General features: G+C 58.6%; 14 protein-coding genes. 5 read left to right on the forward strand and 9 right to left on the reverse strand.

Features of this window, described 5'->3' with window-relative positions; genetic code table 11:
• Nucleotides 1-66: 66 nt before the first annotated feature.
• Complete coding sequence (locus TL5118_RS19410; protein ID WP_058243612.1) at nt 67-768, reverse strand: response regulator; 702 nt, start codon at nt 766-768, stop codon at nt 67-69.
• Nucleotides 765-1,262 carry a MarR family winged helix-turn-helix transcriptional regulator gene (locus TL5118_RS19415; RefSeq protein ID WP_058243611.1) on the reverse strand — a complete coding sequence of 166 codons (498 nt, stop codon included), beginning with the start codon at nt 1,260-1,262 and terminating at the stop codon, nt 765-767. Before TL5118_RS19415 ends, TL5118_RS19410 begins: the two co-directional genes overlap by 4 nt.
• 173 nt (nt 1,263-1,435) lie before the next feature.
• Here TL5118_RS19415 and TL5118_RS19420 point away from each other — a divergent pair, with 173 nt between their 5' ends.
• Nucleotides 1,436-2,302 carry a branched-chain amino acid aminotransferase gene (locus TL5118_RS19420; RefSeq protein WP_058243610.1) on the forward strand — a complete coding sequence of 289 codons (867 nt, stop codon included), beginning with the start codon at nt 1,436-1,438 and terminating at the stop codon, nt 2,300-2,302.
• A 177-nt stretch (nt 2,303-2,479) separates the two neighbouring features.
• On the opposite strand, the gene TL5118_RS19425 is transcribed toward TL5118_RS19420, so the two are convergent.
• From TL5118_RS19425 to TL5118_RS19455, 7 genes are all read right to left on the reverse strand, one after another.
• Entirely contained in the window at nt 2,480-3,691 is a 1,212-nt protein-coding gene (locus TL5118_RS19425) for an ABC transporter permease (protein ID WP_058243609.1), read from the reverse strand.
• A gap of 5 nt (nt 3,692-3,696) precedes the next feature.
• The gene (locus TL5118_RS19430) at nt 3,697-4,980 is read right to left on the reverse strand and encodes an ABC transporter permease (protein WP_058243608.1); all 1,284 of its coding nucleotides are present in this window, start codon (nt 4,978-4,980) and stop codon (nt 3,697-3,699) included.
• An 80-nt stretch (nt 4,981-5,060) separates the two neighbouring features.
• The gene (locus TL5118_RS19435) at nt 5,061-6,164 is read right to left on the reverse strand and encodes an extracellular solute-binding protein (protein WP_058243607.1); all 1,104 of its coding nucleotides are present in this window, start codon (nt 6,162-6,164) and stop codon (nt 5,061-5,063) included.
• Nucleotides 6,165-6,284: 120 nt separating this feature from the next.
• Nucleotides 6,285-7,385 (reverse strand): ABC transporter ATP-binding protein, encoded by a 1,101-nt coding sequence (locus tag TL5118_RS19440; protein ID WP_058243606.1) that lies wholly within the window; start codon nt 7,383-7,385, stop codon nt 6,285-6,287.
• 213 nt (nt 7,386-7,598) lie between these two features.
• Nucleotides 7,599-8,675: an SMP-30/gluconolactonase/LRE family protein gene (locus TL5118_RS19445; protein ID WP_058243605.1), complete on the reverse strand. Its 1,077-nt coding sequence runs from the start codon at nt 8,673-8,675 to the stop codon at nt 7,599-7,601.
• 38 nt (nt 8,676-8,713) lie between these two features.
• Nucleotides 8,714-10,111: an aspartate aminotransferase family protein gene (locus tag TL5118_RS19450; RefSeq protein WP_058243604.1), complete on the reverse strand. Its 1,398-nt coding sequence runs from the start codon at nt 10,109-10,111 to the stop codon at nt 8,714-8,716.
• 111 nt (nt 10,112-10,222) lie between these two features.
• On the reverse strand, nt 10,223-10,918 hold the full coding sequence (locus tag TL5118_RS19455) for a GntR family transcriptional regulator (protein ID WP_370701692.1): 696 nt from the start codon (nt 10,916-10,918) through the stop codon (nt 10,223-10,225).
• Nucleotides 10,919-11,046: 128 nt separating this feature from the next.
• Here TL5118_RS19455 and TL5118_RS19460 point away from each other — a divergent pair, with 128 nt between their 5' ends.
• From TL5118_RS19460 to TL5118_RS19475, 4 genes are read left to right on the forward strand one after another with little or no spacing between them, the layout of a single operon-like run.
• Nucleotides 11,047-12,132, forward strand: a complete 1,086-nt coding sequence (locus TL5118_RS19460; RefSeq protein ID WP_058243602.1) for a polyamine ABC transporter substrate-binding protein — start codon at nt 11,047-11,049, stop codon at nt 12,130-12,132.
• A gap of 60 nt (nt 12,133-12,192) precedes the next feature.
• Complete coding sequence (locus tag TL5118_RS19465) at nt 12,193-13,320, forward strand: ABC transporter ATP-binding protein (protein ID WP_058243601.1); 1,128 nt, start codon at nt 12,193-12,195, stop codon at nt 13,318-13,320.
• A 2-nt stretch (nt 13,321-13,322) separates the two neighbouring features.
• On the forward strand, nt 13,323-14,213 hold the full coding sequence (locus TL5118_RS19470; protein ID WP_058243600.1) for an ABC transporter permease subunit: 891 nt from the start codon (nt 13,323-13,325) through the stop codon (nt 14,211-14,213).
• Nucleotides 14,210-15,022: an ABC transporter permease gene (locus tag TL5118_RS19475; RefSeq protein WP_058243599.1), complete on the forward strand. Its 813-nt coding sequence runs from the start codon at nt 14,210-14,212 to the stop codon at nt 15,020-15,022. The genes TL5118_RS19470 and TL5118_RS19475 overlap by 4 nt, the downstream gene beginning before the upstream one ends.
• The last annotated feature ends 8 nt before the right edge of the window (nt 15,023-15,030 follow it).

The following is a 15,030-nucleotide window of genomic DNA, read 5'->3' on the forward strand; positions in this document are numbered from 1 at the left end:
GTTACGCGCTGTCAGACCATATTTTGCGGGTGAAGTCGAGACCGGCGCCCTGCCCAAGATGGCGCTTTAATCCGGCGCCAGCATGTAGCCTGCACCGCGCACCGTTTGCAGATACCGCGGCTGTTTCGGATCGCTTTCCAACTTGCGCCTCAGCCGGGTGATCTGCACGTCCACAGCACGTTCCTGCGCCTGACCCCGGTCACGGCCCAGATCCTCCACCAGCTTGGCCCGGCTAATCGCCTCACCCGGCAGGGCCGAGAAGATTTTCATCAACTGGCTTTCGGTGGCGGTCAAACGCACGATCTCATCGCCGCGCCACAATTCGCCGCGATCAATATCGTAGCGGATCGGGCCAAGGCTCAGCACCTTGGGGGCGGCATCCTTGGCCTCTGGCTCGGGCATACGGCGCAGAATGGCATTGATCCGCAACAGCAGTTCTTTCGGCTCAAAGGGTTTTGACAGGTAGTCATCTGCCCCCGCCTCCAACCCGGCAATCCGGTCGGTGGTTTCGCCCTTGGCGGTCAGCAGCAGGATCGGGGTGCTCATGGTCTGGCGCAGATCGCGGGTCAGGCTGACGCCATCCTCACCGGGCATCATCACATCCATCACGATCATATCGAAATCAAGACCCGACAGCAGCCGTCGCGCATGCGCCGCGTCACGCGCCGCCGACACCAGGAAACCGTTGCGGATCAGAAATTTCTGCAACAGGCTGCGAATCCGCTCATCATCATCAACAATCAGCAGGTGGGCGTCTATGTCACTCATGCGCCGCTCTCCCTCAGGGCGTGGTATTTGCGGCGCATTTCAGGATCCATCATCGCTTCCAGAACCTGCCGGAACCCGGCCACCGCTTGCGGCCCCGCCGCCCGGTAGGCCGCGCGCATACGGGCGCGTTGGGCATCCGACAGTTTGCGTTCCAACTCCTGACCTGCATCGGTCAAATAGAGGTTACGCTCGCGCTTGTCGCTGACACCAACGCGGCTTTCGACCAGCCCATCCTCAATCAGGGTCCGCAGAACCCGGTTCAGCGACTGTTTGGTCACCCCCAGCAGGATCAGCAGGTTGTTCACCGTTGTGCCTGGGGCACGGTTGATAAAGTGGATGGCCCGGTGATGGGCGCGGCCATAGGCCATGCCGGTCAAAATCCGATCGGGATCCGCGGTAAATCCACGATAGGCGAAGAACATAGCCTCGATCCCCTGTCGCAGCTGCTCATCCGTCAGAAAGAGGAGATTCTCGCCCGTACCAACGTCGCTCATCCAATCCTCCAAAACTCACCTACTGCCAATGGTTTCATCAGCTTATGTCAGTCTTATTGACTTTCCAAGATCGGAATGCTACCGAATCGCAGTTTTCGCGCAAGAATATGTCCGCTCCGGTCCAATTCGGCGCAATTTTCGCAAACACCCCATCTAGGGCAGGAGAGACGACAATGGCCGGTTATGACGATCGCGACGGCAAGATCTGGATGAATGGCAAACTGGTGGAATGGCGTGACGCCAATGTCCACATTCTCAGCCACGCGCTGCACTATGCCTCCTCGGTGTTCGAAGGTGAACGCTGCTACAATGGCAAGATCTTCAAATCGGTGGAACACTCCGAACGTCTGATCAAATCGGCTGAACTGCTGGACATGGAAATCCCCTACTCGGTCGAAGAGTTGGAAGCCGCCAAATACGAGGTGCTGAAGGCCAACGGCTGGCAGGACGCCTACGTACGGGCCGTCGCCTGGCGCGGCGCGGGTGAAGACATGGGCGTTGCGTCGCGCAAGAACCCGGTGCAGGTCGCCGTCGCCGCCTGGGAATGGGGCAACTACTATGGCGACGCCAAGATGAAAGGCGCCAAACTCGACATCGCCAAATGGCGCCGTCCTGACCCCGCCACCATCCCGCATGAAGCCAAGGCCGCCGGCCTCTACATGATCTGCACCATGTCGAAACACGCCGCCGAAGACAAAGGCTGCTCAGACGCAATGATGTATGACTACCGCGGCTATGTGGCTGAGGCGACCGGCGCCAACATCTTCTTCGTGAAAGACGGCGAAGTGCACACCCCCAAGCCTGACGCCTTCCTGAACGGCATCACCCGCCAGACCGTCATTGGCATGCTGAAAGACCGTGGCGTGAACGTCATCGAACGCCACATCCTGCCGGAAGAGCTGGCCTCCTTCGAACAGTGCTGGCTGACCGGCACCGCCGCCGAGGTGACCCCCGTGGGCCAGATCGGTGATTTCACCTTTGAGGTCGGCACGCTGACCCGTGAAATTTCTGAGGCCTATGAGGCGCTGGTGCGCGCCTGATCCATCAGGACCAACTGACAGCAAAGGCGGCCCCAATGCGGAGGCCGCCTTTTTCATGTCTTTCAATGATCCCCAAATACTCCCGCCGGAGGCCCCCCGAGGGGCCAAAGGCCCCGAGACACAAAGCGCGCGCCCCGAAGGGCGCGCACCGTTTGATTTCGCGATGCTGAGGTCGGGTTAACCCGGGCTCATCCCGCGCAGACGCTCGGAGCGACGGCGCAACAGTTCCACCGTGGTCAGCAGACCGATCGAGATCACAACAAGGATCGTCGCCACCGCCAGAATGGTCGGTGAGATCTGCTCGCGCAGGCCGGTAAACATCTGCCATGGCAGCGTCTTCTGGCTGGCCGAGCCGACAAACAGCACCACAACCACTTCGTCAAACGAGGTGATGAAGGCGAACAGGCCCCCTGAGATCACGCCGGGCAGGATCAGCGGCATCTGCACCTTGAAGAAGGTGGTCACCGGGTTCGCCCCCATGTTCGCCGCCGCACGGGTCAGTGAGTTGTCAAAACCCACCAGCGTTGCGGTGACGGTGATGATCACAAAGGGGATGCCCAGCACAGCATGCGCCAGAACCACTTTGATGTAACCGACAAAGGTCTTGTCGAGGCCCAGCGATCCTTCCAGCCAGTTGCCGATCTGGCTGTAGAAGAAGAACATGCCGGTGGCCGAAATGATCAACGGCACAATCATCGGCGAAATCAGGATCGCCATGATCGCCCGTTTGAACGGCACGTGGCTCTGGCTGAGGCCAATGGCCGCCAGGGTGCCCAGGCTCACCGAGATGACCGTCGCAATCGGCGCGATGATCAGCGAGTTCTTGAACGAGCGCTGCCATTCATTGTTGGTGAAGAAGTCACGGTAATGCTTCAGCGAATAGCCTTCCGGATCCAGGCGCAGCATTTCAGGCGTGAAGGTAAAGAAGTCCTGCGCGTTGAACGACAGCGGCATCACCACCAGGATCGGCGTGATCAGGAAGGTAAAGATCGCCCCACAGATCACCCGGAAGCTGTAGTGCCACAGCACCTGACGTGGTGTCAGGTAAGGCAGCAGGCGCTGACGATAGCGCCCTTCATAGAGCCAATAGATGAACCAGTGGAACAGCCAGCCAAAGACGGCGCCCAGGATCACCCCCGGCACACCACCGAAGACAAAGCCCAGAACGGCCAGCAGCGCGATGGAGATCCACTTGGCAAGGCCTTCGTTCTTCAGGCCGAAGATGAACACCGCAGCCATGGCCACGATCAGTGCCGCGCCGATCACGATGCCGGCAAGACCAGATCCGTTTGCAGTGCCGACAAAGAGCCCCAGAAGCGCCCCGGCCGCGCCCACGGTGGGCATGACCAGTGACATGGGTTTGCGAGAGATGGGAGTAAGTGCAGCCATGTTCGTTACCCCAGCTTCACGTTGTCGATGCCAACGATCTTATCGTAGGCCCAGTAGAGGATCAGAACCACCGCCAGCAGAATGGTGCCAAGCGCCGCTGCCAGACCCCAGTTCAGTGAGCTGGAAATGTGGTATGCGATCCGGTTCGAGATGAAGACACCTTTGGTGCCGCCGACGATTTCAGGCGTGATGTAGTAGCCAATCGCCAGAATGAACACGAGGATCGACCCCGCCCCGATGCCCGGAATGGACTGCGGGAAGTAGACGCGCCAGAAGGCCGTCCAATCGGTGGCGCCCATCGATTTTGCAGCGCGCACATAATAGGGTTTGATCGTCTGCATCACCGAATACATCGGCAGGATCATGAACGGCAGCAGGATGTGGGTCATCGCAATGATCGTACCGGTCTGGTTGTTGATCAGTACAAGGCGTGAGTCATCCGCAACCATGCCAAGCCACACCAGCACCTCATTGACCACCCCCTGTTGCTGCAGCATCACCTTCCACGCCGAGGTTCGCACCAGAAGCGATGTCCAGAAGGGCAGCAAGACCAGGATCATCAGGATGTTGGCGGTGCGCATTGGCAGGTTGGCCAGAATCCAGGCCACCGGGTAGCCAAGAATGATACAGGACACGGTGATGATCACCGACATGATCAGCGTCCGCTGGAACAACTTGATCAGGATCTGTTTGTCTTCGGGCTGCGATTGCGCGCCCTCAGGGGTGCGGCGCATGTCCACGGCGTTCAAGAAATAGCCGTTTGTCAGCCGCACAGAATGCGTTTTGATTGTCCGCCAGGTCTCAACATCGCCCCACTTCTTGTCGATATCGATGATCTTTTCTTTGAAAGGCGCATCGGCTGCAGGGTCAAGTTTTTTCAGTTTGCGGCCGGACTTTCTGAACAGCGACGACATGCCGGTCTGCTCATAGTTCAGACGGGTGCCCAGACGTGTGTGCTTTTTGGCTTCAATCGCAGCGACCATATCAGTGGCGAAGGCCGCATAAAGCGCCTCATCCGGCAATTCGCCGCTTTCGGCGTCCCAATTGCGCAGTTCAACCACGGTCAGCGGCAGCGTATCAGCAACGATGTCATTTTCCACCGAGCGGAACAGCATCGAGCCGATAGGAATGATGAATGAAACCAGGACGAAGATCAGCAGCGGTGCAATCAGCATCAATGCTCGCATCTTCTGGCGGCGAAGGGCGCGGCTGAGGCTGCGCTTTAGCGGTGTGCCGTCTGCGGCCAACACTGGGCCCGTAGCTTGGCCGGTATCGGTTGTAACGCTCATGGTGTCCCCGTCGGAAATTTGGTGTGGATGGGCCGTACGTTGCGGCCCATCCTTTATATCAAAGCTGAGGGTTCAGCTTCTTACTTGGCCAGCCAAGCCTGGAATTTCGCGTCGATATCGTCGCGATAGTCCGCCCAGAACTCATAGTTGTTCAGGAAGGTGTTCTTGGCGTTCGCCGGATCGGTCGGCATGTGCGGCGCCATGTCGATGCCCAGTTCGGCGTGCTTACCTACCAGCGGTGCCGAGGAGGCACGGGCCGGACCGTAGGAGATGTACTTGGCCTGATCCGCCAGACGCTGGGTGTCGGTGGCGAAGTAGATGTAGTCCAGAGCACGGGCTTTGCGCTCTTCGCTCAGACCGGTCGGAATGATCCAGCCGTCGATGTCAAACACCTGAGCGTCCCACAGCATCGCAACCGGCTGTTTCTGCTCTTCGATGACCGAGAACAGACGACCGTTGAAGGTCGAGCCCATTACGATTTCGCCGTCAGCCAGCAGCTGAGGGGTGTCGGCGCCAGCGGACCACCAGATGGTCTGGTCTTTGATGGTGTCCAGTTTCGCCAGTGCGCGGTCCTGACCTTCGGAAGTTTCCAGAACTTCGTAGATCTCGTCCTTCGGAACACCGTCACACAGCAGCGCCCATTCTACGTTGCCGATCGGCTTTTTCGCCAGCGCGCGCTTGCCCGGGTAGGCTTCCAGGTCAAAGACGTCACAGACCGAGCTGGGCGGGGTGTCGCCAACCAGGTCGGTGCGGTAGCCAAAGGTGGTCGAGAATACGATCTGCGGGATGAAGCAGTCGGAAACCAGCATTGCGCCGAAGTCATCTTCGGCCGAGGTGCCATCAGGCGCCGGGGCCAGCATGGTGTTGAAGTCGATTTCTTCGGCCAGGCCTTCGTCACACAGACGCATGGCGTCCGCCGCTTCAACATCCACAACGTCCCAGGTCACGTTGCCAGCTTCGTTCATGGCGCGCAGCTTCGATACCGCTTCGCCCGAGCTGTCATCGTTGATGATGGTAACACCGGTGTTCGCCGAATAGGGCTCGTGGTAGGCCTTCAGCTGCGACTTGGAGTAGGCACCACCCCAGGACACGATGGTCATTTCGTTGGCCATATCAGCCGCCGCCACTGCGCCAGCTGCGAAAGCCAGAGCGGTAGAGGTCATAAAGATCTTGGTGAGTTTCATACTTATTCTCCCAGAGTTGATCCCGTTAATTTATTGTTTGGGCCCGTCGTCACGGGGGAAACGACAAAGGGCCTCAGGCGGTCTGCACCCCCAGCTAGGGGGATGCAGAAGTTGTCCGCATCACGCGTCGAGCGCGCGACAATCCTGCGGCAGCCAACCGATCTCGATCTGCTGACCTGGCTGCAGGCGCACCTGATCCGGGGCGTTACGGGTCTTGACGATGAACTCGTCATTGCCAGCAACCCGCAGACGGGTGCGGAAAATGTCACCCATGTAGATGAATTCCAGCACTTCGGCTTTCAGGGTGTGGGCGCCATCTTGCAGGCGCTCTTTGTTAAATTCGACGCGCTCAGGGCGGATCGACACGCGGGTGCGATCGCCAACAGCGCTGACGTTGACCGGCTTGGCGTCGATCAGCTCACCGTCGTCCAGCTTCACAACACATTTGTCACCGCTCATTTCAGTGACCACACCTTCGAGGGTGTTGTTTTCACCGATGAACTGCGCAACGAAGCTGTTCTTGGGCCCTTCGTAAAGCGTATCTGGCGGATCCAGCTGCTGAATGCGGCCATCATCAAACACCGCAACGCGGTCCGACATGGTCAGCGCTTCGGTCTGGTCGTGGGTCACGTAAACCGTGGTGATGCCCAGGTCATGTGCAAGGCGGGTGATTTCGAACTGCATGTGTTCACGCAGCTGCTTGTCCAGCGCGCCCAGCGGTTCGTCCATCAGAACCAGTTCCGGTTCAAACACCAGCGCACGGGCCAGGGCGATCCGCTGCTGCTGACCACCGGACAGCTGCGCCGGGCGACGGCCCCCAAAGGCCCCCATTTGGACCATGTCCAAGGCGCGCTTCACCTTCGCCTCACGGTCAGATTTGCCCATCTTGCGCACTTCCAGCGGGAAGGACAGGTTTTCGGCAACCGTCATGTGAGGGAACAGAGCATAGTTCTGGAACACCATCCCGATGCCGCGCTTGTGCGGGGGGATGTTGTTGATCGGACGCCCATCAAGAAGGATTTCGCCGTGGGTGGCGGTTTCAAAACCGGCCAACATCATCAGGCATGTGGTTTTTCCGGACCCCGACGGGCCAAGCATCGTCAGAAACTCGCCCTTGGGCATGGAAAGGTTCAGGTCTTTTACGACCAGGTTCTCACCGTCGTAACTCTTTTGCACGCGTTCGAAGGCGACAAAAGCATCGCTAGAAGATCCGTCAGGCAAAGCAACTCCCCGCTTTTATGTTCGGCGATTTTCTCGCTCGTTTCCCAAGACTAAAACGCGACTTCCGTTAGGTTGCAACCAGATCGCGGCATTTTTGAGCAAAAAAGCGACGTCCTTCGTCGCAATTAGCCTTTTGACTGACGCGAATTCGATCAGGAGGCTTCGCCGATTCCACCAATCCGCACCCGCTTCAGACCGTTGTATACAAGTAAATCACTGCCCCAACGGCAAGATTCCAAGCCGCGGTTCGGTCAGCGAAGTGACCACGAACCGCCCATCGGGCAAATCCACAGCGCCTGTGATCAAAGCATAGGCACCAGTGGGATCCTGAAGGGTCTGAAGGACCGCGCCGGACGAATCAGTTCGAATCAAAAAACCATAACGTGTGGGTGCCGGTTTCATCGCATCAGGCAGACGCATCACCATCCGGCGCAAGAACGGTGACCCAGACAAACGGTCCATGATCGCATTTCGCGGGCTGACCAGCCCCATGGCGAAACTGCCATCATTCAGCCGGTTCAGGTTGTCGGGAAACCCGGGCAGATCCTGCAGGATGACCTCCCCTGCGCCACCATCGATCGGATAGCGCCACATCCGGTAGCCGCCGGTTTCCAGCACCAGTATCGCGCTTTCATCTTCGGTCAGCGCCAGCCCATTGGCGAAGCTCAGGCCGGTTGCCAGCACCTCGGTCCCCCCACTGGCAGGATCAAAGCGCAGCACCCGCCCCGTTGCGGAATGTTCCACCAGATCCAACACCGATGCCGCCAGCGTGCTGCCCTCTGCCGCGGCAGAGAAACGCATCGAACTGTCGGTGAAATAAATCCGACCATCGGACGCAATATCCAGATCATTGGGATAAAGGATCGGCGTGCCATCCACCTGATCGGTCAGCAGGCGCAGCTGACCATCCGCAGATACCGCCATCAGCCCGCGGAAGGCGTCTGCCACATACAGCACCCCATCCGGGCCAAATTCGATCCCCAGTGGCCGACCGCCGGTATTCACCCAGACCTCAGCCGGGCCATCCACAGTGCTACGCAGGATCTCCCCGTCATGGGTGGCCATATAGATCAGACCATCCGGGCCGATATCGGCATCCTCGGGCCCTTTGCGCCCCTGCAGATCCACAAATCTCAACCCGGCCAGGCCGTCATTGGGCGCAAAATCCCCAACATACCCGGGGTTTTCCGGCGCCTCCCAGGCCACTGGATCAACAGAGACCGGCCAAAAACACAAATAGGCCCCACCCAAAATCAGGATGAGGCCTATGAATTTCGCAAGTGCACGCATGATATCCCCCTCAGGTTCAGGGGGCATCACGGTTCAAATCAGGATGCAGCCACCCACAGGCCTTCATCCTTGGCGCGTGCCATGCCTTCGTCAAGCGACTTGACCGCGCGTTCGAACAGAATGTCCACCTCGGCGCGTGTCATCACCAGCGGCGGCGAGATGATCATCCGGTCGCCCACATGGCGCATCACCAGATTGTTGGCAAAGCAGCGCTCACGGCACATGTAGCCCACAGTGCCCGCATCAGCGGCAAAGGCGGCGCGGCTTTCTTTGTGCGGGGTCAGCGCGATAGAGCCCATCATGCCCACGATGTTGGCTTCACCAACCATCGGGTGATCCACCAGCGATTCCCACTTTTCTTTCAGGTAGGGGCCAACGTCGTTCTGCACATGCTCAACAACGTTTTCTTCCTGCATGATATTCAGGTTCTCCAGCGCCACAGCAGCGGCAACCGGGTGGCTGGAATAGGTGTAGCCGTGGTTGAACTCACAGGCGCCGATGACCTCTGCCACCTCATCGCTGACAATCGAGCCACCGATCGGCGCATAGCCCGAGCTGAGGCCTTTGGCGATGGTCATGATGTCCGGGGTCCAGCCCACGGTCTGCGAGCCAAACCAGTTGCCAGTACGGCCAAAGCCACAGATAACCTCATCCGCGATCAGCAGGATCTCATACTTGTCGCAGATCCGTTTGATTTCCGGCCAGTAGGTTTCTGGCGGAACGATCACGCCGCCCGCACCTTGAATCGGCTCGGCGATAAAGGCTGCAACATTGTCTTCGCCAATGTCATGGATGGCCTGTTCCAGCTGGCGCGCGCGCTCCAGACCAAACTCTTCGCGGCTCATCTCACCACCTTCGGCCCAGTAGTTGGGCTGATCAATGTGATGGATGTCAGCGATCGGCAGGCCGCCTTGTGCGTGCATACCGGTCATCCCACCCAGGCTGGCCGAACCGACCGAGGAACCGTGATAGGCGTTTTTACGGCTGATGATCACCTTTTTCGAAGGCTTGCCCTTCTGCGCCCAATAGGTGCGCACCATGCGGATATTGGTGTCATTCGCTTCCGACCCGGACCCGGCGTAGAAGACGTGGTTCAGATTACCCGGCGCCAGCTCTGCCAGTTTCTGGCTGAGCGCAATCGCGGGCACGTGGGTCGTCATGAAGAAGGTGTTGTAATAGGGCAGCTCTTTCATCTGGCGGGCCGCAACCTCGGCCAGACGATCCCGGCCGTAGCCGACGTTCACGCACCACAGGCCGGCCATGCCATCAATGATCTGGTTGCCTTCGCTGTCATGGATCCAGACGCCATCGGCGCGGGTGATCACCCGCGCGCCCTGTTTGGCCAGATCGTCCTGCGTGGTGAAGGGATGCATATGGTGCGCCGCGTCCAGCGCCTGCAGTTCTGCCGTCGGCATATGATTCGAGATTACAGTCATCTGACACCTCATCTGAATAGAAAACACACCGACTCAGCCCGCGCGGCCGGCTCATATTTCAAGAATATGATCAAATTAACGAATGTCAATCGAATCAGATGCGCCTAAAATTTAGGCAAGCATCTCGCGCACCTGTTCCATTCCTTGCATCATATCTTCCAGACAGGCGGCTGCAGCGCGCGGCCCATCCCCGGCCGACATCGCCGCCAAAAGGTCCTTGTGTTTGTCCGGCAGATTCTGGGTGCCAACCCGGCCACAGACCACCCGCAGCGAGGGGCCAAACCGCAGCCACAGACCCTCGGCCAGATCGGCCAGAATGGGGGCATCGGCCAGATCGTAAATTAACCGGTGAAAGCGATAGTTATACTCCAGATACGCCTGCAGATCGCCGCGCACGATGGCGGCATCCAACTCGGCATCCAGCCGCGTCAACTCGGCCACGTGATCACCGGTCATGCGGTGGGTGGCGCGCTCGGCCAATTCACCCTCAACACATTGACGTGCAATGATAATCTCTTCGATGTTTGCAGCCGTCAAATGCGGCACAATCACCCGCCGGTTGCCCTGAAACTTCAGCGCACCTTCGGCGGTCAGACGGCGGATCGCCTCCCGCACCGGGGTCATCCCTGCCTCCAGCCGGGCGGTCAACCCCTGGATGGTCACAGGCTCCCCCGGAGCGATCTCTCCAAAGAGGATTTGCTCGCGCAGTTTTCGGTACACAATCTCATGCGCTGGCAGCCGCGGTTCGCCCGCTGTCTCGCCGGTCAATTTCTGGGCGTCCCCGTCCATAATGACGCTTTTCTCCATACTCTCTCAGTTCCCTCGCTTGCGAGTTTAACGACAGCGTGGAAACATTACCATATTGCCATGAGCGGCAAAACTTGATCAAATTCGATTGTCGGGCGGAAGACCCGTGATCAAAGGGAGTGTTACCTATGAAAAAACAAATCCTGTCGGCAACTGCCGCAGTGGCTCTGATGGCGGGCGCAGTCAGCGCCGAGGAAGTCCGGGTCTATAACTGGTCCGATTACATCGACGAAGATCTGCTGACCAAGTTCGAAGCCGAAACCGGCATCGACCTGATCTACGACGTGTTTGACAGCAACGAACTGTTGGAAACCAAAATGCTGGCCGGTGGCTCTGGCTATGATGTTGTGGTTCCCTCGGGCACCTTCCTGCAGCGTCAGATCCAAGCGGGTGCGTTCCAGAAACTGGACCTGGCCCAGCTGCCGAACCACGGCAACCTCTGGGACCTGATCAAAGACGTGACCTCGGGCTATGACCCCGAAAACGCCTACTCGATCAACTACATGTGGGGCAGCACCGGCCTTGGTGTGAACGTCGGCAAGGTCAAAGAGATCCTCGGCGACGACGCACCGCTGAACAGCATGGAACTGGTGCTGAACCCGGCCAACATGGAAAAGCTGGCCGCCTGTGGCGTGCACATTCTTGATGCGCCGTCCGAAATCATCCCGATGGTGCTGCAGTATCTGGGTGAAAACCCCGACAGCCACGACAAAGCCGTTATTGAGAAGGCTGAGCCGATCCTGACCGCGGTCCGCCCCTACATCCAGAAATTCCACAGCTCGGAATATATCAACGCGCTGGCAAACGGTGACATCTGTGTGGCTGTTGGCTGGTCCGGTGACATCCTGCAGGCCCGTGACCGCGCGGCTGAAGCCGAAAACGGTGTAGACATCGCCTATAACGCCTTCGCCGAAGGCTCGCTGATGTGGTTTGACCAGATGGCGATCCCAGCCGACGCCCCGAACCCTGAAGGCGCGCATAAGTTCCTGAACTTCATCCTGGATGCGCAGAACATGGCGACGGCGTCGAACTATGTTTACTACGCCAACGGCAACATCGCTTCGCAGGAACATCTGGTTGAGGATGTGATTGGCGACCCGGCGATCTACCCGGATGCCGACACCATGTCGAACTTCTACATCACCTCGCCTTACCCGGCGAAAATCCAGCGGGTTGTGACCCGTCTGTGGACCAAAGTGAAATCCGGCACCTAAGCCATTTCCAATACGGGCCCGCCCCATCAAGGGCGGGCCTTTTTTCTGACAGGGACAGGCATGACACAGACCGTTTTTGCACCTTGGGAAGACCCCAATGAAACGCCGCTGATCCAGTTCAAAGGCGTGACCAAACGATTTGGCACCTTCACAGCGATTGATAACCTGACACAGGATATCTACGCCCGCGAATTCTTTGCGCTGCTTGGGCCTTCGGGCTGCGGCAAAACCACGATGATGCGGATGCTGGCCGGGTTTGAAACCCCCACCAAGGGCCAGATCCTGATCGCCGGCCAGGACATGGCCAATGTGCCGCCCAATGAACGTGCTGTGAATATGATGTTCCAATCCTACGCCCTGTTCCCGCATCTTTCGATCTGGGAAAACATCGCTTTCGGCCTGAAGCGGATGAAGATGCCCAAGGATGAGATGAACGCCCGCGTCGATGAGATGCTGCGCCTCACCCGGTTGAGCAAATTCGCCAAACGCAAGCCGCATCAAATTTCCGGTGGTCAGCGTCAGCGTGTGGCCCTGGCCCGTTCGCTGGCCCGTGCGCCCAAACTGCTGTTGCTGGATGAACCCCTTGGCGCGCTGGACAAAAAGCTGCGCGAAGAGACACAGTTTGAACTGATGGACATTCAGGAAAAGACGGGCACCACCTTCGTGATCGTGACCCACGATCAGGAAGAGGCGATGACCGTCGCAAGCCGCGTTGCGGTGATGGATGACGGCAAGATCATGCAGGTCTCAACCCCGGATAAGATCTATGAAGAGCCAAACTCGGTCTATGTGGCGGACTTCATTGGGGATGTGAACATCATCGAAGGCACCGCCAAGAAGACCAGCGAAGATGGCTATGACATCCTGTGGCACGACGGGCAGGAGCCCTTCCATGCCAAAACCACCCGGCAGCTGAGCGACGGTCAGAAAGCCTTTGTGGCGATCCGGCCGGAAAAGATCGGCATCAGCCCGGAAAAACCCGAAGGCGCGATGAACGCGGTGAAGGGTAAGATCATCGACATCGGATATCTGGGCAACATCTCAACCTATCACGTTGAACTGCCTGGCGGTGTGATGATCAAGGCGCAGCAAACCAACACCCGCCGTCTGTCACGGCGCACATTTACCTGGGAAGATGAGGTCTGGCTCAGCTGGACCCTGACCGCCGGGTCCGTGCTGGAGCGCTGATTATGCGGCGTCTTTTCCTCATATCAGTGCCCTATCTGTGGCTGCTGGCGCTCTTCCTGATCCCCTTTGTAATCGTGTTGAAGATCTCGCTCAGCGACACGGCTCTGGCCATCCCGCCCTATACCCCGCAGCTCGATCTGACGACCGGCTGGGAGGGGATCAAATCCTTCTTTGGCGCGCTGGACTTTGAAAACTTTGTCTGGCTGACCGAGGATGACCTCTACTGGAAGGCCTATGTCTCCAGCCTGCAAATCGCGGTGTTTTCGACCCTGTTTGCGCTGCTGGTGGGCTATCCGATCGCCTATGCGATGGCGCAGGCGCCGGAACAGTGGCGTGCAACGCTGATGATGCTGATTATCCTGCCGTTCTGGACCAGTTTCCTGATCCGAGTTTACGCCTGGATGGGTATCCTCAGCCAGGAGGGTCTGCTGAACCAGTTCCTGATGTGGCTGGGTGTGATCAATGAGCCGCTGATCATCCTGAACACCAACAAGGCCGTCTATATCGGCATCGTTTACACCTACCTGCCCTTCATGATCCTGCCGATTTATTCGGCGCTGGAAAAACTGGATGGCAGCCTGCTGGAAGCGGCCGAGGATCTGGGCTGTTCCCGGTTCACCGCCTTCTGGCTGGTGACCATTCCGCTGTCGAAAAACGGCATCATCGCGGGCTGTTTCCTGGTGTTCATCCCGGCCATCGGGGAATTTGTGATCCCCTCCCTTCTGGGCGGATCCTCGACCCTGATGATCGGTAAGGTTCTGTGGGAAGAGTTCTTTGCCAACTTGGACTGGCCGGTGGCCGCAGCGGTGGCTGTTGTGCTCCTCCTGATCCTGATCATTCCGATCATCCTGTTCCAACGCAATGAGCAGAAGCAGCGGGAGGCTGAGCAATGAAGCGTTTCACCTGGTTCAATGCAACGGCCCTGACTTTGGGCTTTGCCTTCCTTTATCTGCCGATGATCATTCTGGTGATCTACAGCTTCAACGCCTCAAAGCTGGTGACGGTCTGGGCCGGCTTTTCGACCAAATGGTATGGTGAGCTGCTCAACAACACCCAGATGCTGGATGCGGCCTGGGTCACCATCAAGGTGGCGGTGGTCTCCTCAACTCTTGCGACCGTTTTGGGCACGATGGCCGCCTATGTCATGGTGCGCGGCGGGCGTTTTATGGGGCGGACGCTGTTTTCCGGCATGATCTTCGCGCCCCTGGTGATGCCAGAGGTGATCACCGGCCTGTCGCTGTTCCTGCTGTTCAAACCGGTCTTTACCCAGTTCAGCGCCCAGACCATCATTCTGGCCCATGCCACATTTTCCATGTGCTACGTGTCGGTTGTAGTGTCCTCGCGGCTGGTGGCCTTTGACAAATCGCTGGAAGAGGCGGCGTTGGATCTGGGCTGTACCCCGTTTGAAAGCTTCCGTCTGGTGACCCTGCCGATCATTGCCCCGGCGGTGATTTCCGGCTGGCTACTGGCCTTTACCCTGTCGCTGGATGATCTGGTGATTGCCAGCTTCACCACCGGCCCCGGCGCCACCACCCTGCCGATGAAGATCTGGTCCGCCGTGCGTCTGGGCGTCAGCCCTGAAATCAACGCGCTGTCGACCATCATGATCGCCATTGTGACGGTTGGGGTGATCACCGCCTCGATCAGCACCAAACGCGCCGCCCTGCGCCAGCGCGCCGAAGAACGCGCTGCGGCTGGGTAAGCTGACAT

This window comes from Thalassovita autumnalis, assembly GCF_001458255.1.
Classification (GTDB): Bacteria; Pseudomonadota; Alphaproteobacteria; order Rhodobacterales; family Rhodobacteraceae; genus Thalassobius; species Thalassobius autumnalis.